This is a genomic window from Wenzhouxiangella sp. XN24 (genome assembly GCF_011064545.1).
Classification (GTDB): Bacteria; Pseudomonadota; Gammaproteobacteria; order Steroidobacterales; family XN24; genus XN24.
The window spans coordinates 142,962-162,084 of the sequence record NZ_JAAMFG010000035.1; the positions used below are offsets into that span (position 1 = coordinate 142,962).

General features: G+C 55.3%; 13 protein-coding genes. 12 read left to right on the plus strand and 1 reads right to left on the minus strand.

Annotated elements, in window-relative coordinates:
• Positions 1-112: 112 nt before the first annotated feature.
• On the minus strand, positions 113-445 hold the full coding sequence (locus G6032_RS11675) for a type II toxin-antitoxin system HicB family antitoxin (protein ID WP_165282319.1): 333 nt from the start codon (positions 443-445) through the stop codon (positions 113-115).
• A gap of 286 nt (positions 446-731) precedes the next feature.
• Here G6032_RS11675 and G6032_RS11680 point away from each other — a divergent pair, with 286 nt between their 5' ends.
• The 12 genes from G6032_RS11680 (at position 732) to G6032_RS11740 (ending at position 18,673) form a co-directional block, all read left to right on the plus strand.
• Positions 732-2,255, plus strand: coding sequence for a capsule assembly Wzi family protein (locus G6032_RS11680; protein WP_165282320.1), 1,524 nt, complete (start codon positions 732-734; stop codon positions 2,253-2,255).
• A gap of 35 nt (positions 2,256-2,290) precedes the next feature.
• Complete coding sequence (locus tag G6032_RS11685) at positions 2,291-4,966, plus strand: SLBB domain-containing protein (RefSeq protein WP_165282321.1); 2,676 nt, start codon at positions 2,291-2,293, stop codon at positions 4,964-4,966.
• A gap of 11 nt (positions 4,967-4,977) precedes the next feature.
• Positions 4,978-5,916, plus strand: coding sequence for a Wzz/FepE/Etk N-terminal domain-containing protein (locus tag G6032_RS11690; RefSeq protein WP_165282322.1), 939 nt, complete (start codon positions 4,978-4,980; stop codon positions 5,914-5,916).
• An 830-nt stretch (positions 5,917-6,746) separates the two neighbouring features.
• A complete protein-coding gene (gene wecB, locus G6032_RS11700; RefSeq protein ID WP_165282324.1) occupies positions 6,747-7,892 on the plus strand; it encodes a UDP-N-acetylglucosamine 2-epimerase (non-hydrolyzing) in 1,146 nt (381 codons plus the stop codon).
• 16 nt (positions 7,893-7,908) lie between these two features.
• A complete protein-coding gene (wecC, locus tag G6032_RS11705) occupies positions 7,909-9,129 on the plus strand; it encodes a UDP-N-acetyl-D-mannosamine dehydrogenase (protein WP_346763814.1) in 1,221 nt (406 codons plus the stop codon).
• Positions 9,130-9,760: 631 nt separating this feature from the next.
• Positions 9,761-10,603: a polysaccharide pyruvyl transferase family protein gene (locus G6032_RS11710; RefSeq protein WP_165282325.1), complete on the plus strand. Its 843-nt coding sequence runs from the start codon at positions 9,761-9,763 to the stop codon at positions 10,601-10,603.
• Between the two features lies 1 nt (position 10,604).
• Entirely contained in the window at positions 10,605-11,789 is a 1,185-nt protein-coding gene (locus G6032_RS11715) for an oligosaccharide flippase family protein (protein WP_165282326.1), read from the plus strand.
• Complete coding sequence (locus G6032_RS11720; protein WP_165282327.1) at positions 11,771-12,721, plus strand: glycosyltransferase; 951 nt, start codon at positions 11,771-11,773, stop codon at positions 12,719-12,721. The genes G6032_RS11715 and G6032_RS11720 overlap by 19 nt, the downstream gene beginning before the upstream one ends.
• Positions 12,722-12,898: 177 nt before the next feature.
• Positions 12,899-14,806, plus strand: a complete 1,908-nt coding sequence (locus tag G6032_RS11725) for a heparinase II/III family protein (RefSeq protein ID WP_165282328.1) — start codon at positions 12,899-12,901, stop codon at positions 14,804-14,806.
• A 313-nt stretch (positions 14,807-15,119) separates the two neighbouring features.
• Positions 15,120-16,369, plus strand: a protein-coding gene (locus tag G6032_RS11730; RefSeq protein ID WP_165282329.1) for an IS3 family transposase whose coding sequence is annotated in 2 segments (ribosomal slippage) — positions 15,120-15,471 and positions 15,471-16,369 — 1,251 coding nt in all. Because the reading frame shifts where the segments join, the coding sequence is not laid out codon by codon here.
• 110 nt (positions 16,370-16,479) lie between these two features.
• Positions 16,480-17,550, plus strand: a complete 1,071-nt coding sequence (locus G6032_RS11735; protein WP_165282330.1) for a hypothetical protein — start codon at positions 16,480-16,482, stop codon at positions 17,548-17,550.
• Positions 17,540-18,673 carry a glycosyltransferase gene (locus G6032_RS11740; protein WP_165282331.1) on the plus strand — a complete coding sequence of 378 codons (1,134 nt, stop codon included), beginning with the start codon at positions 17,540-17,542 and terminating at the stop codon, positions 18,671-18,673. Before G6032_RS11735 ends, G6032_RS11740 begins: the two co-directional genes overlap by 11 nt.
• Positions 18,674-19,123 lie beyond the last annotated feature (450 nt).

Sequence of the window (19,123 nt, forward strand, 5' to 3'; positions counted from 1 at the left end):
TCAAAGGCAGTTTATGGGCAATGCCCTCGGATTCTCAAGCCGATGGCAAGTCACATTCGAGCGAACGGTGAGATGCCAGTCAGTGTCTCTGAGTGAGGGCAAAGAAACCGGCTTAGCTGCCGCGCGACAACTTATGTGTCACCAGCCGATTCAGACTGATCCCCGATTCCGCGGCCTGGGTCGCGAGGCTGCGGTGCAGATCGGGAGGCACGCGCACAACGAACCTCCCGCTAAAACGCCGGGTCGATAAAGGCTCCGGCAGGGGCTCCCCTGATCGCTCCATGTCGGCGACACTGTCTTGCACAAGCTTGCGTATGCCACCAAGAGCCCGCTCGGGCGCCGCGTCCAGCCAGCTCAGGGCCTGAAATTCTGCGCAGGTAGCGACGAACTCGTGATCTTCGTCGGACCAGCTGACCCGATAAGTGTAAAGATCAATGTGGCTCATTTGGTCTGTCCAACCTCTCAATCGAGGAAAGCGGCGGGCCGAATGATATCACTATTAGTGTCATATAGCTCAGGCCCTGAGCCAACGCGATCTAGCCACGCCGCCGCCCCAACCGGCAGATCCCATTCCCCGTCACACCGCGCGAATATCCGCCTGCTTGTCCCCACCGTCCCCGCCCCCTATCATGCGTGAGTCGCGGCTCGGCCCGACTTATTTGGCACTGCACGACCACGGGGAGCAGAAGCGCTTACGGAAGGATCCAGGCGCGATGCACATGCCTGAAACCATGAGACTTATTATTGGCGCAGCGGCCATCATCCTGGCCCTTGCGGCGACCCCGCTTTGCGCCGATCCGTGGGTGAAACCGGGCGACCTCGCCTTGCGTCACGACATCCAGCTGCTGGCCGACGCCGGCGTCATCAAGTCTCCCGTCACGACCTGGCCGCTCCCCTGGGCGACCATCGCCGCGGACCTCGCGAGCGACCCGGCGCCAGGGACCCTCTCGCCGGCGGTCCTCGCGGCGCGCGCCCGGGTCCAGCAGCGCTTCGATACGGTGCGCGGGCTACGCGGGCTGCAACCCAATTCGAAACTCTCCGCGCGGACCGACAGTTTCTGGACGCGGACTTTCGAGGACACGCCGCGTGAAGAATCGGAGGTACGGGTCGGCGCGTCCTGGCTGGGCGACCGGTTTGCCGCCAGGGCCCAGGTCAGCTTCGTGGCCGACCCGCTGCCGGGCGACCAGGAATGGCGCGGCGACGGTTCCTACCTCGCGGCCGTGATCGGTAACCACATTCTCCACGCCGGGGCGCTGGACCGCTGGTGGGGACCGTCCCACGACGATGCCCTGGTGATGTCCTCCAACGCGCGGCCGATCCCGGGGCTCGGGCTCGAGCGCAACGTGGCAAAACCCTTCGAGACGCGCTGGCTGTCGTGGCTCGGACCCTGGACCTACTCCTTTTTCTGGGGGTTTCTCGAGACCAACCGGGCGGTGCCGGATGCGCGCCTCGTGGCGTTTCGCGTCAACTTCCGGCCCTTCAACGATCTCGAGATCGGCCTGACGCGTTCCGCGCAGTGGTGCGGGCGAGGGCGGCCGTGCGGTTTCAGCACCTTCACGGACCTGGTGCTGGGACAGGACAACCGCGGCGACGACGACCTCACGGCGGACACGGAGCCCGGCAACCAGCTGGGGGCCTTCGACGTGCGCTGGAGCTCGCCGTTCGGTGACGGGCCTTGGGCGCTCTATGCCCAGGCGGTAGGCGAGGACGAGGCGGGCGGCCTGCCATCGCGCTACTTCGCCCAGTTCGGTGGCGAGACCTGGGGCACGATGAGCAACCGCCTGTTCACCGGCCAATGGCGGGCGCATCTCGAGTACACCAACACCACGGTGGAGTTCTGGCAGAGCGAGCCGCGCTACGGCACCGCCTATAACCATTCGATCTACACGACCGGCTACCGTTTCGAGGGTCGCGCCATCGGCGCCGGGGTGGATGGCGACAGCGAGGTGCTGACCGCCGGGCTGATGCTCAGCGATGCGCGGCAGCGGACGTGGAACGGCTTGTTGCGCACCGGGACAATCAACGAACGGGGTAACGGCGCCGGGCTCAGCGCGTTGCATACCGTTTCGCCGGATGAGCTGGACTTCGTCGGCCTGCAGCTGAGCCATCGCCGTGCGATCAAGCACGAATCGCTGGATCTAGGTACGCTCAGCCTCGGGCTTGGCGTACAGTACGCGGATAACCGCGTGACGGACGAGAGCGAAACCGATGTGCAGGCCTTCGTGCAATGGACGTGGGATTACTCCGGGCTGTGAACGCACCCGGCGCAACTGGATTCTCGAGTGACTCAATGAACAGACTGTTGACTCTTTCGGCCGTGCTGGCGGTGCTGCTCTTGTCGCTGTTGTCCGTCGGCCCTGCTTTAGCCCAGACGCCGACGCCCGCGCAGCTGGAAATGTTCCGGCAGTTGCCGCAAGCCGAACAGCAGCGGTTGATGCGCCAGTACGGCATCCAGCCGAGCCAGCTGCAGCCGGGCCGCCAGCCGCAGGCACTTGACGATACCCGGGACGAGCGTGCCTTCCGGGACGGGCGTAACGGCGAGGCGATGGGTGACGGGCAGAACGGCGAGAACGGTCAGAACGGACGGGGCGAGGGTGCGGAGCGCGGACCGGCGCAGGTGATCGATCCGGCGACCGGGCTGCCCTTGTTTGGCTACGACCTGTTCAGCGATGTGCCGAGCACCTTTGCGCCGGTGACCGATGTGCCGGTGCCGGTGGACTATGTCCTCGGGCCGGGCGACGTGGTCAATGTCCAGCTGATGGGCGCGACGCCGGGCAGTTTTACCCTCGCGGTCAACCGTGATGGGGCGATCAATTTCCCGGAACTCGGCCCGATCACCGTGGCCGGGATGACGTTCGACGAGGCCCGCCGGATCCTCCAGGAACGGGTCTCGCAGCAGATGATCGGCGCGACCGCCAGCGTCACCATGGGTGAGCTGCGCTCGATCCGTGTCTTCGTCCTCGGCGACGCGCAACGGCCGGGCTCGTATACCGTGAGCAGCCTCTCGACCATCACCAATGCGCTGTTTGCCAGCGGCGGGGTGAAGCCGATCGGCTCGCTGCGCAACATCGAGCTGAAGCGTAATGGCGCGTTGGTGACGCGGCTGGATCTCTATGACCTGCTGTTGCGCGGCGATACCCGCGGCGATGTGCGGCTCATGCCGGGTGACGTGATCTTCATTCCGCCGGTGGGTACCCAGGTCGCGGTGGACGGCGAAGTGCGCCGGCCGGCCGTTTACGAGATCAAGGGTGCGACGACGACGGCGGAGCTGGTCGAACTGGCTGGCGGTCTCACCGCGGGAGCTTATCCGCAGGGCGGGAGGCTCGCGCGGATCAGCGAAGACCAGGCGCGGATCCTGCTGGATGTCGATTTGAAGAGCGCCGCGGGCCAGGGCCTGCGGTTGCGTGGCGGGGATCTTCTCGAAGTGCCCTCGGTGCTCGAGCGGGTAGACAACACTGTGCAACTCCTCGGTCATGTCTACCGGCCGATGCGGATGCAGTACCGGCCTGGCCTGCGCATCAGCGACCTAGTGCCGTCGCTGTCGGCGCTGAAGCCATTGGCCGACGCGAACTACGTGCTGATCCGCCGCGAGCGCGCGCCCGACCGCCGCATCATGGCGGTTTCGGTGGACCTGGAAGCGGCGTTGCGCGCGAAGGGTTCGGCTGCGGACATCGAGCTGCAACCGCGCGACCGGGTGACGGTGTTCAGCCGGGTGCCGCTTGAACTCGAGGAGCAGGGACAGAACGGGCAGAATGGATCCGCCCGGTCCCGGAACGGCGTGGCACAAAATGGCCAGGCGCGGCCCGGGGTGTTGAACGGGATGGCGCTTGGCGCCGAGGGTCCAGAGGAGCTCCAGGCCTTGCTGGAGGCAGACCGCCGGATCGTGGTGGATGAACTGCTGGACGAGTTGCGCCTGCAGGCGGATTTCGATTCGGCGGCGGAAGTCGTGCGGGTCGGTGGGCGAGTGCGTGCGCCGGGTCTTTACCCGCTCGAACCGGGGATGCGCGTGAGCGATCTGCTGCGCGCGGGCGGGAGCCTCGCGGAGAGCGCCTATATCACCGAGGCCGAGGTGACGCGTTACGAGGTGGTCAACGGCGAGTATCGCGAGGCGGAGTTGATCAGTATTGACCTGGCTGCGGTCCGCGCGGGCATCCCGGGAGCGGATCTGTTACTGGGTTCCTATGATTTTCTCCACGTGAAAGAAGTCACGAATTGGACCGAACAGCACTCGGTGGAGTTGCGCGGCGAGGTCCGTTTCCCGGGGACTTACCCGATCCGCGTGGACGAGACATTGCTGTCGGTGATCCAGCGTGCCGGGGGGCTCACGGAGCGAGCGTTTATCAACGGCGCGGTGTTCACGCGGGTCAAGTTGCGCGAGCGCGAGGCGCAGCAGCTTCGCGAGCTTGCGGAGCGTATGGAAGCCGATATGTCGGCGTTGGCCCTCCAGCAGGCGCAGGAGGGCGGCGCCCAGACCACTGAGGCACTGGCAACGGGACGCGGGCTGCTCAGTGAGCTCAACCAGGCGACTGCGGTGGGGCGGCTCGCGATGGATCTTCGGCGAGTGCTTGCAGCCGAGCCCGGTTCGCGTGACGACATCATCCTCGAGGACGGCGACGTCTTGATGGTGCCGGGTCCGATGCAGTCGGTTACCGTGCTTGGCGAAGTGCAAAGCCCGACGTCGATTCTGTTCGAGGAGAGGCTCAGTCGCGATGATTACATCAACCTGAGCGGCGGAACCACGCGTCGGGCAGACAGCGCGCGGATTTACATCGTGCGCGCTAATGGCCATGTGACGGCCAGTGGCTCGCGCAAGTGGTTCCAGGCGACGAATATGCAGATCGAGCCGGGCGACACGATCGTTGTGCCGACGGATATCGAGCGAATGAGGCCGCTGTCGCTTTGGAGTGCCGTGACGACGATTATCTTCAACCTCGCTGTCGCGGTGGCGGCGGTGAATTCGTTCTAGAGCGCAGGCGAATGGCCGACAAACCCCCCGAGGAAAGAGTTGCCGCCATTAATGCACCGGCAGGAGCTAGCGAGCGCCTCGTCTACGTGATGCCAGAGCATTTGATGCGAGATTCATCCGACGACGAGATCGATCTGCGTGAGCTTTGGGGGATCATATGGGCGGGCAAGTGGCGGATCATTGCTGTGACCGTTCTTTTCGCGACCGCATCAGTCGCGTACGCCTTGCTCGCGACGGAGTGGTACCGAGCCGAGGCCCTATTGGCGCCTGCGGAAGAAAAGAGTGCGCCTTCGCTCGGCGGCCAGCTGGGTGGTTTGGCCGCGCTCGCTGGCTTGAGTATCGGGGGTGGAGATTCTGTAGACGCGATCGCGACGCTCAAGTCTCGCGAGCTTGCAAAAGAGTTTATTTCGGACAATCAATTGCTGCCCATACTCTTCCGTGAGCGCTGGGATGCATCTAACAGCCGTTGGATCGGGGATGACCCGGATACCTACCCTGACGAACGGGACGCAGTGCGCTTTTTTCATCAACATATTCTCCAGGTCAGTGAGGATAGAAAGTCGGGTCTTACGACCGTTGCCATCGAGTGGCATGACCCGGATCTCGCGGCCGCATGGGCAACGCAACTTGTTGAGATGGTGAATGACAAGCTTAGGGAGAGAGCGTTGGCTCAGGCAGAGGCTAATGTTGCCTATCTTCAACTTGAATTGGCTAAGACCTCCGTGGTGACCCTCCAGCATGCGATCGGGCGCTTGCTGGAAACCGAACTCCAGAAGGTGATGCTCGCTCGCGGCAATAACGAATTCGCATTCCGTGTGATTGACGCGGCTCAGTCGCCAAAATATAGGGCCAGTCCGAAGCGCTCGTTGATTGCGATCGTGGGCACCTTGGTCGGAGGTCTTCTCGGGCTTTTGTGGGTGTTCGTCGCCAACGCGTTCAGATCTCATTAGCTCGAAACCCGGCTTCCGCCCCCCCGCGTCAAGTCGGCTCGCGCTTGTAGTTAATACAGGATTGAAGAACTGACGTGACGTCCCACTTTTCGACCCCACTTTAGAATTGGACTAGGCAGGCGTTTGGGACCCTCCAGCCGGAGATTAGGAAGTGAAGAAGTCGAGGTTTAGGGGAGATGTGAGGTACGTACCGCGCCAGCCCGAATGCGGCACGGGGGTAGCGGAAGTATCCCGGCGGTTTGTAAGTTAGCGGGGCACGTTGCCACATTTGTAAGGAGACTTGCGCCAAGCTGGATCTGACGGAGTTGCGAGAGCTACGAGATCCGCGCGACGAGAGCATTCCGCGGAAGCGAGTGGTGGCTTGGCTGACGCTGGACAAGCGCATCCTGAGCGAGTTTGTGCGGAAAAAGCTCTGGAGCTGGCCATGAGCCGTGCGGTGGTCGGTTGGATCAAGGAGGGTTATCAGTTGAGCAGCTGCAAGACCTGCCGCCAGGCACAGTTCTACGGCTCGACGTATAGCCGTAAAAGTCAGGCGATAGACGAACCGCCTTGCAGCGAAAGAGATCTGGGAGATCGCCTCGGTGCGACCTCGCTTCGGCTTTCAGCGAATCCATGTGATGCGACGGCGGGAGGGCTGGGAGTTGAACAAGAAGCGCGTTCTGCGCCTGTACCGCCTCGAGCGGCTGCAGCTCAGGATGCAGCGGGCGGCGCAAGTACACACGTGCCTGCATCGGGTCCGGTCGATTATGGACAACTCCGCTAAGCAAAAGATCCAACCGTTCGATTTGCGTCCGAAAATGGCATCGCTATGGAGATTTCGCGGAGGATAAATGAGTAAACGGAAGAAGGTCATGCTGGTTTTTGGGACGCGACCAGAAGCTATCAAAATGGCTCCGCTTGTGCACAAGTTCAAAGCCGAGCCCGAGACGTTTGATGTGCAGGTGTGTGTGACAGCACAGCATCGTCAAATGCTGGACCAAGTATTGAAGATTTTTGAGATCGTCCCGGATATTGATCTAGACGTCATGAAGCCAGGTCAGGATCTATTTGATGTTACGACGAAGGTTCTCCAAGGTATGAAGGACATTTTTAGATATGACAAGCCGGATATTATTTTGGTGCATGGTGACACCACAACAACACTAGCTACCGCGGTGGCTGGCTTCTATGAAGGCATAGCTGTTGGCCACGTAGAGGCAGGCCTTCGAACGTATGATCTTTCCGCACCTTTCCCGGAGGAGTTCAATCGCCAAGTCGCCAGCAAGGTCACACGTTGGCATTTTACTCCCACTGAAAATGGTCGTGCCAACTTGATCGCCGAACGCGTGGCAGATGAATTCATAACCGTGACCGGCAATACTGTGATTGATGCACTGCATTGGGTGTTGAACCGTATTGACGCCGACGATGAACGATCAACGAGACTCGAGGAGTCTCTTGATCTAACTCTGCCATTTAACTGGCGGATAGACCGTTTTGTGCTTATTACGGGACACAGACGAGAGAACTTTGGTGAGGGTTTCCTTCAGATATGCGAGGCATTATGTGAGCTGGCATCGAGATTTCCCAAGGTGCATTTCGTCTATCCCGTGCACTTAAATCCAAATGTCCAGAATCCTGTCCGTAAGATTCTGGGCGGCCTATCCAATGTGCATTTGATTGAGCCCCTGGGGTATGAGCCGTTTTTGTGGCTGCTTAAGCAGAGCCATGTGGTATTGACGGACAGTGGTGGTATCCAAGAAGAAGCACCAAGCTTGGGAAAGCCAGTTTTGGTGATGCGCGATGTGACTGAGAGGCCGGAGGCCGTGGAGGCGGGAACCGTGGAGTTGGTTGGCGCGGACAAGGCACGTATTGTCGCAGGCGTTTCCCGCCTTCTCGAAGATGACGTTCACTACGCAAAAGTTTCACGTGCTCACAATCCCTATGGAGACGGTAAGGCTTGTGATCGAATTATGGATGTGCTCAGAAATAGTTAAAGAAAGGTGTTTTCTTGTGAAGAATAAGTTAATAAGCGTTTTTGGGCTTGGCTACATTGGCTTACCGACCGCGGCCCTACTGGCAAGCGAGGGCTATACCGTTTTAGGTACGGATATTAGTCAGCACGCCGTCGAAACAATTAATCAGGGCAAGGTTCATATTGTCGAGCCTGACTTGGATGAGTTCGTTCGTTCGGCGGTAGCGGTAGGGCGCCTAAAGGCATCGACATTCCCGCAAGCGGGCGATGTATACATGATTTGCGTGCCCACTCCGTTTCACGAAGCTGGCGAAGTCCCACAGCCCAACATTGATTACGTGCTTGCCGCAACGCGAAGTATTGCAGCTTTCGTCAAGACAGGTGACTTGGTAATTTTGGAGTCCACCTCGCCCGTGGGAACTACTGAGCAGATGCAAGCCGTGCTGCGTGAATTTGGCGTCAACGTCGAGGGCATTCACATGGCGTATTGTCCGGAGAGAGTTCTTCCGGGCAGAATCATGACCGAGTTGGTCGAAAATGACCGCATTGTCGGTGGGTTGACACCGGAGGCGACCACAGCAGTGGCGGACTTTTACAGGACATTTGTGCGGGGTGCTGTTCTGGAGACGGATGCCAAAACGGCAGAAATGTGTAAGCTGACTGAAAATAGCTTTCGAGATGTCAATATTGCTTTTGCGAACGAACTCTCGCTGATTTGCGATGCAGAGGGTATAAATGTTTGGAATCTGATCCAGCTAGCCAATCGACACCCAAGGGTCAATATTTTACAGCCCGGCGCCGGTGTTGGTGGTCATTGCATCGCAGTAGATCCATGGTTTATTGTTGCGCGTGATTTAAAAAATACTCGTCTAATCCGAACAGCACGTGAGGTCAACGATTACAAGACTAGGTGGGTAATTGAGAAGATTGAGATTATTGCAGGCAATATGGAAGCGGCCACGGGAAAATGCCCCACGATCGCGTGCTTGGGGTTGGCGTTTAAACCGGATATTGATGACCTGCGCGAATCTCCGGCCTTGCATGTTGCGTCAGTGCTAAAATCGCAGGGTTACGATGTGATTGCCGTAGAACCCAACATTGAGTCGCACGAAGAGTTTTCTTTGGTCGGGATCGAGCAGGCGATAAGCCAGGCAGACGTTATTGCCGTGTTGGTGAGGCACCGTCAGTTTTTCGATCCTGCTATACAGAAACAGCTAGTCGCACACTCGGCATTGGACTTTTGCGGCGCACTCAAATAGTCATAAGCACCGGCTGGTGTATCCCGGGAAGTGCACATTCTCTTTCTGACAGATGAATTCCGCCCTCAGTTGAATGCATTGCGTATTTGAGTCTTTGCGCGCCGCGGTCATCCGGTTAACTGTAGATCGTCTCCCTGATAGCTGAGCCAAAAATACCGGGGAAAATCTCGTTAAGATCTCCCTTCGTGCGCGGTGGGCGATTGACCCGAGTTTATCTGAACGTAGCTTGACCTTAGGTTCTACCTCTGGTCGGTGGGAATGTTTGATTTAGCGTTGGTTCTTGTCGCTGGAAGATGTTAGGGCAAAGATCGAGAATTGGCAGCAAGACCACAAACATGAACAACCGCACGGTATGGTCGGGCACATGGCGAATCAGTACACCCCAAGCGCGGCTGGAACGGCGCACCCCTGGCATTCAACAAGGCTGATTGTTTTCAGACTACATCTGAAGACGCCCCATATGCTCAAGTCCCGAGATCCTAGCCGGCCCCGTCTAAGGAGTGCAGTCTCCAGAAGGGATACCTACGACGGCTTAAAGAGGAGACTTCTCCCAACAATAATTCGTCCGAAGAAGCTCGGCAGGCCACACCATCCAAAAGCGCAAGCGCTACCATAACCCTAAGAACCACAAATGGCGACGCACCAATTAACGACCATCACGAAATCGTATGTCAAGCATGTCCAGTACAGCATAGAAGACAAAATATTTCCATCCGGGATCCGCCTTGATTGGGTCCGCGACAATAACTTTGGGGACGTGCTAAATCCAATATTAATCAACTGGATCACTAACCGACGGGTGTTACATACCAACCCCGCTTACTATGATGGAGTTTATCTCTCCGCAATAGGCTCGATTTGCCAGCGCGCACGTCCAAACACAATCATCTGGGGCAGCGGATTTATCTCCGAATCCGCTGCTCCATTAGGCGCGCCTCGCAAGATTCATGCTGTACGGGGGCCGAGGTCACGCCAAATATTCGATGATTTAGGTGTCTCTTGTCCCGAAATATATGGGGATCCGGCGCTTCTAACCCCGAAATTCTACAAGCCACCATCCACAAAAAGTCACAAGTATGGAGTGGTTCCGCACTACACTGATCTGACATCCAAGTTTATCCAAGAGTGCATAAGATATCCGAATATAAAAGTAATAAACCCGCTAAGAAAAAATCCATTAGAGGTCATCAGTGACATCGTCGCCTGTGAAAAGATCGCATCCTCTTCTTTGCATGGGTTGATAATCGGTGATGCCTATGGCGTCGAGACCATGTGGATTGAAATTGGACAAATGTTAAGCGGCGGGGCGTTTAAGTTCCATGATTATTATGAAAGTATTGGGATAAAAGGGGAAGCGCCCTTACCAGTATCTCGCGCCAAAGAAATCTCGGCCCTGTCGACCGATTTCCGAGTGAAGCCAATCAACTTAGATCTTGAGAAACTGTTACAAGCGTTTCCGACGCATGCCGAGTAAATTGAAAGCTGTCGTCGCGCTTTTCTTAAGTCGTGCCTTGTTCGCTGTTTCTTCAGCCGCCACGACCTTGCTCATCGCACGAACCTTGGGTGCAGACCAAAATGGCATATATGCATCTATCGTGTTGATTGCGAATATGATCGCAGTGTTGGCTTCTTTCGGGCTGCCAGTAGCAGCAACCTACACTTTAGCCAAGGGTGGTTCCGATGACACAAATTTCTTGTTACTTTGCTATCAATTCTTCGGGTATTTTATTTCGGCGATCCTTGTACTTGGTGCGGTAAAACTCCTCAATGAGGATTTCGCCTTAACCACACTCGCCCTCGCGGGAGGACTCGGTTTTGCCCGGACTATGAATGCCCTTTTTCAGGGGATGGCTTTAGGGAAAGACCAATTCATCTACGCTTCTAAAGTGCTGGGGTTTGTTGCCTGTTCTTCACTAGTTTCCGTTTTCCTTTATGGGTATTATTGGACTCCTACCGTAAGTGGCTTCTCGTTAATATCGATTTTTTACGCAGTCGTGCCGTCGTTGCTTTTTCTGCGGCTTTTCCATTTAGAGCCCAAAATACCGTGGGTCCACCGACCGTTACTTTCCTATGGCCTGAAGTCCTACGCGAATAACGTGATTGCCTTCCTGGTTTATCGCATCGACCTTTTGGTTATTGGCTATTTTCTAGGAACTAAGGCTCTAGGTATATATTCGATCGCAATTTCTATTATTGAAATGCTAATGTTACTCACGTCCTCTGCTATGACCGTCTACTTCAACTGGGCCGCAGCTGGTAAATCCAAGAAAAGCAGCTTGACGGCCTTAGTTGCTCTAGCCTTGACGCAAGGAGTAGCGTTATGCATCTTATTATATTCGTGGTTTTCCGAATCTCTTGTAGCATTCTTAGGCGCGGAGTACGCGCAGTTATCAGAAGTGCTCCCTGTCTTGGCTCTTTCATTGGTGGTGGCGAACATAACAAAGGTGCTAGCAACGCACTACTCAGCGATAGGGCGGCCGAGCCTTAATACCATCGCCTCATTGGCGATGCTGTCGTCAAGCATAATAGTTAGTGTTTCGCTCGTTCCAGAATACGGCCTCGTTGGAGCGGCTTACGCAAGCGTATTCGCATACCTTGTCAACTTGACTGTAAAAGCGATCCAGTACAGGCGATTGGGAAAATGGGAATCATCCAATTAATAAGAAGCAAGAATAAGCCATTAGTTATTGGGCCAACGCCGCCCCCTTGGGGAGGCGTTTCCGTTTTTATCGACCGCCTAAAATCGGCGACGGGCGCTGAAGTATTTCGGACGGGCGAACTGGGGTTTGCAAAGTACTTAATGTTAGCACTAAAGCTTATGTTTGGGAAACATGACTTAATACACCTCAATGTAGTCACAGTCAAGTATTTAACGATTTGTTTTTTGTTTTTTCGAGGGAAGCGATATGTCATGGATCATAACTCAAGGGCGTTTGATAAAAGAGGGTTAAGGGCTCAAGTTCTTGTGACTATTCTAAATAAGTTCGATGGTATTATTGTGGTAAGTGGGACGATTCGGGATGCCTACTTGGACCAGGGGGTGAAAGCACCAATAACGGTAGAAAGTTCCTTCCTAGCTCCTAACGAGAGCCGTGCGGCAGCCATTTTAGCTGGTTATCCGAGCAGCCTTTTTGAATTTTTTGGCTCAGGGAAAGTGATCGTTGTTAGCGGATATCGGCTGACGTTCGTTGGCGGGCGTGATCTTTACGGCTTTGATACGGCGCTTCGAGTGTTCAAGGCGATCTCTCACAGAGCCCCCTTGGCGCGGCTCTTAATCATTATTCCAGAATGTCCCTCGAACACGCTTGAGTACTTAAATGGATTGATCTCACGCTTCGAAATTGACAGCGAGCTAGTTTACATCTTCGGGAGGCAAGGTGAGATTTGGCCGCTATTCAAATTGGCCAGCGTTCTGATTCGCCCTACCATATCCGATGGTTTCGGAATTAGCGTAGCGGAAGCGGTGCATTTGGGCTGTCCGGCGATTGCTTCGGACGTTTGCGAAAGGTATCCGGGGGTTATCAAATACCGTGTGTTCGATGATAGGGACCTCGAGACTAAGCTTTTCCAAGTGCTGGAGGGTGACAGTTAGAATACACAAGTGATCCTAGGCGCTTAATGGCCCTGGAGGTTCCGCACGGGTTGAGTCCCTGTTATCGGCGGTTTGGTCGCGAAAGCCTCATTCGGGGCATCTCCGCACGGAATTGGATTCAGGCGGCAATCATCCCATGGGAATTACACGTAAACACGAAACTAACGGATCATGACAATGAGTCGGTTACGTTACATGTGGGCTAGAGCGTTAGAAGCGGGGCCGGCGGGTGTCTCAATTAAAATTTGGCAGAAAATATCGCCATTGATTTATTTTTTTTGTTACTTTCCGCGGCGGCTCCCGCGAACGGGGTTGGCGGAGCGAGTGCAGTTACGGCGTTTCGGAGCGCTCTGCGCCCAGGCATTTCTCGATGCCAGTAGTAAAGATGCCTCTCGTGGGGAAAGAACGCTGAGACGCCGTGATGACGCTCTAAATCGTGTTCATCGGGTGCTTGGATACGGTCCCGTCGGTGCGTGGACAGAGGGTTCCTGGCATTCCGACCCATTGCACGGCTATTCGTGGCCTTTGGTTTATTTCCCGTTCTGTGACTTTGTGGCCAATAATGTTCGTTCAGACGTGAAAATTCCCTGGGAAATGAACAGACTTCAAAATTTGGTCTGGCTTGCCGAAGCAGCAATTGCAGCATCTCCTTCGGAACGTTTGAGGCTGGAAACTGAATTTCTCGATGTCGTCAACAGTTGGTCCGAATCTAACCCTGCAGGGTTCGGTGTCAACTGGACATGCGGAATGGAGGTAGCGATTCGTGGATCCAATTTGGCGTTAGCAGCCGCCGTGTTCTCCATATGGCTCGATGACTCCGCGACAGATAAAGTTTGTAGGCTTTTGCGCGCTCATCAGAGGTTTGTCGCTAGGTTCCGGGAAGTCAGCGACGTGCCGGGTAATCACTATCTGGCGGATTTATTGGGCGAGGTTGTATTGCACGCTGCGTTGGATGGATTGGAATCTTCGGCGACAAGCGATGCGTTGATACGTTTTGCCGCAGCTGCAGATGAGCAGTTTGAGCTAGGCGGTTGCCATATCGAACGCGCTACTGGATATCATCGCCTGACAGTCGATATGGTGGCGATTTCGCTTGCGATAGCACGGAGGGCAAGCCATCGATCTGTGGAAATACTGGAGCGAGTGATGGGACGGGCCTTGTCATTCTTGGCACAGATCACAGACTGTGGCGGTAACTTGCCTGCTTTCGGTGATCACGACAGCGGCTTCGTTTGGTGGTTCGGAGAAAAACCACTCTACATCGATAAAAGGTTGTGCGGAGCCCCTGCCGCACCCCTGACTGACCTGTACTCTTTTCTTTGTGAATTAGCCGGCCAATCAGGCAGTTTTTTGCCGCAAGTCGTGAGACAGGATGGTTGCCGTAGTGGCTTTGCAACCTTGTCGGCTTCGGATTTTCGGCTAACGATAAAAACAGGCCCGACTGGCCTAGCCGGCCGAGCGCCACATGATCACGACGACGCGCTCGCGGTTGTTGTTAGTTATCGCGGGAAACCCCTGATTGTCGATCCAGGCTGTCATTCATATACACTGGATCCAAACATCCGACGCGAAGCGCTTTTATCCTCAAGACACAACGCTCCTCGGCCCGCAATGCGTGAACGCCATTTCCCAGTGAGGGGTTCTATTAATCTGACTATGCGGGGCGTGCCGACTGCGAAAATTGTTTCTAGAAACGAAAGCACCGTTGCTGCTCGAATTGAGAATCAAAATAGCCTCGGCATGGAAATTGAGCGGCAAGTTACTAGGCATATGGATTCTCTTGTGATCCGAGACCAATGGCGGTTCGAAAGGCCGGAGGGTGCCCGCTTATTCTGGCTGCTGAATTCCGATTGGGTCGTAGGGCAAGCCCGAGAAAAGATTCAGGGCAATGTTATAGAATTTGGCTTACGTTGCGATGACATGGTTGTCAAAGCAATCATTACTGTCCCGGACGGTTCAAACGTGACAACCCGTAGAGACCACTACTTCCCAGATTATGGCGCTTGTGTGTCGTGCTCGGCGATTTCCATTTTGACCCCCCCTAGTATTGAAGGATACGCACAATTGGAAGTCGCCCTTCGATGAGATTTTCTGCTGCCTATCTTTGACTGATTCGAGTCAAGACGACACGGCCGTTGGTGTCGGTAGTCCCATCACCGCGGCCACACCGACCGCCAACGGGCCGGAATCGTGACCGCCGACCGGAATCAGAGACCGGCAGGGCCGGAGTACGCATTCCGTGGCCCGCCCCGATCCACCTTCTGCGACAACGGCAGCGAGTACGAGGAATTTGCGATTGTAGCCTGTGTGCACAGACGCAAAAGTTTCAGCTGGAATGCTCAAGTGGAGTGGCCCCCTTTTCGACCGGACACCAGGCTGACCGTTAGGAGATAGGTGTATGCCTGGTTCTATGACTAGTGCTTCGGGGTTTGAACGAATCGAGGTTGTGACGGGCGTGCAGCGTCGGCGCCGCTGGAGTCTCGATGAGAAGATTCGGGCGGTGGAGGAATCCAGCATCCCCGGCATGACGGTGTCCTTCGTGGCCCGCAAGTATGGTATTTCTCCCTCCCAGTTGTTCCGCTGGAGGAAGCTGATGGCCGAGGGAGACAAAGTGGCGGTGGGCGCCGATGATGCGGTGGTCAGCGCGCAGGAGAAGCGCGAGCTGATGCGTCGTATCCGCGATCTCGAGCGTGCCCTGGGCCGCAAGACCCTGGAGGTGGAAATCCTCAAGGAAGCCATTGAGGTCGGGCGCGAAAAAAAACTGATATCGCGTGTGCCGTTGCTGCCGGAGGACGATTCACGATGAAACCGATCGCTGAGACCCTCGGGGTATCGCGCTCTCAGCTGGCTTGCCGGGTCGCAGGCAGTGCTCCCCGCCGTGGTCGCTACACCAAGGCCGACGACGCCTGGCTGCTGCCCATGATCCGCCGGATCGCCGATGGCCGGGCCAGCTACGGCTACCGGCGCGTGACGGCGCTGCTGAACCGCGAGTTGCGCCAGGAAGGCCGCGACCTCGTCAACCACAAGCGGGTTTACCGCCTGATGTCGCAGAACGGCTTGCTGCTGGCGCGACATACCGGCCGTGGACGACAGGTCAATCACGACGGCAAGTTGATCACGTTGCGTTCCAACCTGCGCTGGTGCTCGGACACCTTCGAGATCCCGTGCTGGAACGGTGAGAAGGTGCGAGTTGGCTTCGTGCTGGATACTTGCGACCGGGAGGCTATCCGGTATGTCGGCACGACCGCGGGCATCTCCGGTGAGATGATAAGGGACCTGATGGTCGAGGCCGTGGAGGTGCGCTTCGGCGCTACAGAGACCTCTCATGCGGTGGAGTGGCTGACCGACAACGGCAGCTGCTACACGGCCAATGAGACGGTTGAGCAGGCCTATGCGCTGGGCATGATCCCGTGCTTCACGCCGATCCGCAGCCCAGAGTCCAATGGCATGGCCGAGGCGTTCGTGAAAACCTTCAAGCGTGATTACGTGTATCTGCACGATCGTCCCGATGCCAAAACCGTCCTCGCCCAGTTCCATGAGTGGTTCGAGGACTACAACGAGGTTCATCCTCACAAGGGGCTGAAGATGCGCTTCCCAAGGGAGTTCATCCGCACCCAATCAGCAACCGCCTCTTTTCCGGTCAATTAGGGGCAACTCCATTCCGACACGCTCATTTTCGTAAATGACTCCTCTGAGCACGCTGGCCGCTAAATAGTGTCAATTAGCCTCCGCATCCCCATGAGCGAGAAGATATTAACGTGCATCTAAGGAACCCATACGGCAAGCTTGGTTTTCTAATAGGCCTCGCAATCTCCGCTTGGCTTACATATAAGAAATTTGAAGCGGCTCGATTAGTCGGCTTGGAGATCAGCCTAACCCTTAGCGATGGTTTCGACTATGGGGCACATGCAGATCAACTGATTCTTTATAACGATGAGTTAAAGTATTTGACATGGTTTGTTTTTCGTTCGGATCATATTTTTAACTTTTCCCTACCCGAGGGCCTTTTTAATATAAACCTGTATGGTTACTTCTTGTCTGGTTTATATATCTCGTTAGGCGATTGGCGACCGCTTTTCGCCTTAGGCATCTTGTATTATTTTTATTTTTTAGTGTCCGTCAGGCGTTTGGCAGAGCGACTCTTCCCAGCGCGATATCGCGATTTTCTGCTATTTTTTATCGCGATTTCTCCCACTGTGATTGAGTTATCCTCAGGTTTTATGAGAGATCTTTTACTGCACGCATTCATTGCTCGTGCAATTCTAGCATTAATTGACAGAAGGCTTGTTGCTTTTTTGTGTTTCGCGGTGTTAATTGCGTCTATGCGGAGCTTCTATCTAATTCTGCTTATGCCCGTTTTCTATTATGCATATTCAAAGAGTCTTAGCAGGGCGGTCGTATTAGCCTGTGTTTGTCTCGCGTTATCGGTTGTTTTAATTATCAATATCGATTTCGGTAGGCGTGATTTCCTTGAGGTAGGATATCGGATTGTTGAGCTCTTTTTCGGGGTTTCACAAGTGCTCCTTGATCCGGGAGGACACCCGCCATTCTCGCCGGGGGCGTTCGAGTTTTATTCGGCGGTGCAGTATTTTGTGGTTTGTCAAGTGTTTTTTATGCTTGTTTTGTGGCGAAAGTTTCGAGTCAATAGAGAGTTCTCCCTGATTCTCATCACTGGCCTGACCTTGGCGTTATTCTACGGATATTCTCTCGGGTTTTTCGTGCCGCGAACGAAACTAATATTTTACTTGGCTATGTTGTTTGGGCTTACTAAACTCGTGCTCGGGGAAAGAAGCCGGCGTTGGAAGAGATGGAGAATAGATGAGCATTAGACAGAAAGGCCCAATAGGGGACGCGGTTTTTGTCCGCCTTGGGAGTAGACCGATTCCCCGGGTGACAAGGATGATGGAGGTTGCAAAAAAGCTCGGGTATGGGGCGGTATTTCTTGGGGCCCGCCGGGAGATGGGGTTGCCGGATGATGAAATTTATAGAGGGCAAGAAATTAAACGAATTGGCCCTTTTTTTCCGTTATTAAATGGCAGGAATCCTGCATTATATTTGTCCTCCTTGGTTAGGTTTAATATCAGCCTAATCGGGAAGTTAAAAGAAATGAGGCCCGTGGTTTTACATTGCTCGGATATTGAGACTATGCCGGCAGGTGTGATCTACAAATGGATCTTCGGTGCTCATGTGATATTTAATATTCACGATAATCTAGCGCAAAGGTACAATGTTTGGGGTTGGTTGAGAGTGGTTCTCAACCTAATTGAGGGCTCTGCGGTGCTTTTCTCAGATGTGGCTATTGTGCCTGAGCAGTTCCGGAGGGACGCATTGCCGCGGTGGTGCAGGCGCCATGTAACTGTTGTTCGGAATACGCCGAAGGACAGAGGGATGGCCCCACCATATGAACTAACTGGCAGAATTAGGATTTTTTTCGGGGGGTGGCTCGATGAAGGGCGTGGCCTTAGACAGCTGATGGAGTTGGTCAGAACCAACGAGGATCTCGAACTCACAGTGGCTGGGGAAGGATCATGTGAATTGGTTATGGAGCTTTCAAGCCTTGAACGCGTCCGCTATCTCGGATTCATTACTCATGAAGAAATAATGGCCGAGACAGCGCGGGCTCACGTTGTAGCAGCGCTTTATGATCCTGGGAGGTTAATAAATCGCTATGCAGCGTCTAATAAATTGGCCGAAGCGTTAGCGTGTGGGCGCCCCGTCTTAGTTAATAGCGAAATGTTGATTGCTAGAGAGTTGGAAGGATTTGGGTGCCTTTTCGAGGTAAATTATCGTAACGTTGTTTCGAATGGGGCTTTATTGTTGCGAACGATTAAGGAGAATAATGGGATCGCTTATGTGGAAAAATGTAAATCAGCGCGTAGCGCATACGAAAATTTGTATAGTTGGGCAGATGCGGAGGCGGCGATGGAACGGGCATTTCGACTGAAGCAGTAATCATTTCCGCCTGAACCGCATCAGGATTGTCGGACAGTTTTTCTCTTTGTGAATAGCTCCTTGCCGGGGAGCGAACAGCCGTGGAGAAGTCGAGGTTTAGGGGAGATGTGAGGTTTGTACCGCGGCAGTCCGAACGCGGCACGGGGTAGCGGAAGTATCCCGGCGGTTTGGAAGTTAACGGGGCACGTTGCCACGTTTGTAAGGAGACTTGCGCCAAGGTGGATCTGACGGAGTTGCGAGAGCTACGAGATCCGCGCGACGAGAGCATTCCGCGGAAGCGAGTGGTGGCTTGGCTGACGCTGGACAAGCGCATCCTGAGCGAGTTTGTGCGGAAAAAGCTCTGGAGCTGGCCATGAGCCGTGCGGTGGTCGGTTGGATCAAGGAGGGTTATCAGTTGAGCAGCTGCAAGACCTGCCGCTAGGCACAGTTCTACGGCTCGATGTACAGCCA

Bases quoted from the DNA above. Each gene is read 5' to 3' on its own strand.
- wecB (WP_165282324.1), top strand. From the start codon at position 6,747: ATGAGTAAACGGAAGAAGGTCATGCTGGTTTTTGGGACGCGACCAGAA.
- G6032_RS11740 (WP_165282331.1), top strand. From the start codon at position 17,540: ATGAGCATTAGACAGAAAGGCCCAATAGGGGACGCGGTTTTTGTCCGC.
- G6032_RS11690 (WP_165282322.1), top strand. From the start codon at position 4,978: ATGGCCGACAAACCCCCCGAGGAAAGAGTTGCCGCCATTAATGCACCG.
- G6032_RS11725 (WP_165282328.1), top strand. From the start codon at position 12,899: ATGAGTCGGTTACGTTACATGTGGGCTAGAGCGTTAGAAGCGGGGCCG.
- G6032_RS11710 (WP_165282325.1), top strand. From the start codon at position 9,761: ATGGCGACGCACCAATTAACGACCATCACGAAATCGTATGTCAAGCAT.
- G6032_RS11675 (WP_165282319.1), bottom strand. From the start codon at position 445: ATGAGCCACATTGATCTTTACACTTATCGGGTCAGCTGGTCCGACGAA.
- G6032_RS11685 (WP_165282321.1), top strand. From the start codon at position 2,291: ATGAACAGACTGTTGACTCTTTCGGCCGTGCTGGCGGTGCTGCTCTTG.
- G6032_RS11720 (WP_165282327.1), top strand. From the start codon at position 11,771: ATGGGAATCATCCAATTAATAAGAAGCAAGAATAAGCCATTAGTTATT.
- G6032_RS11680 (WP_165282320.1), top strand. From the start codon at position 732: ATGAGACTTATTATTGGCGCAGCGGCCATCATCCTGGCCCTTGCGGCG.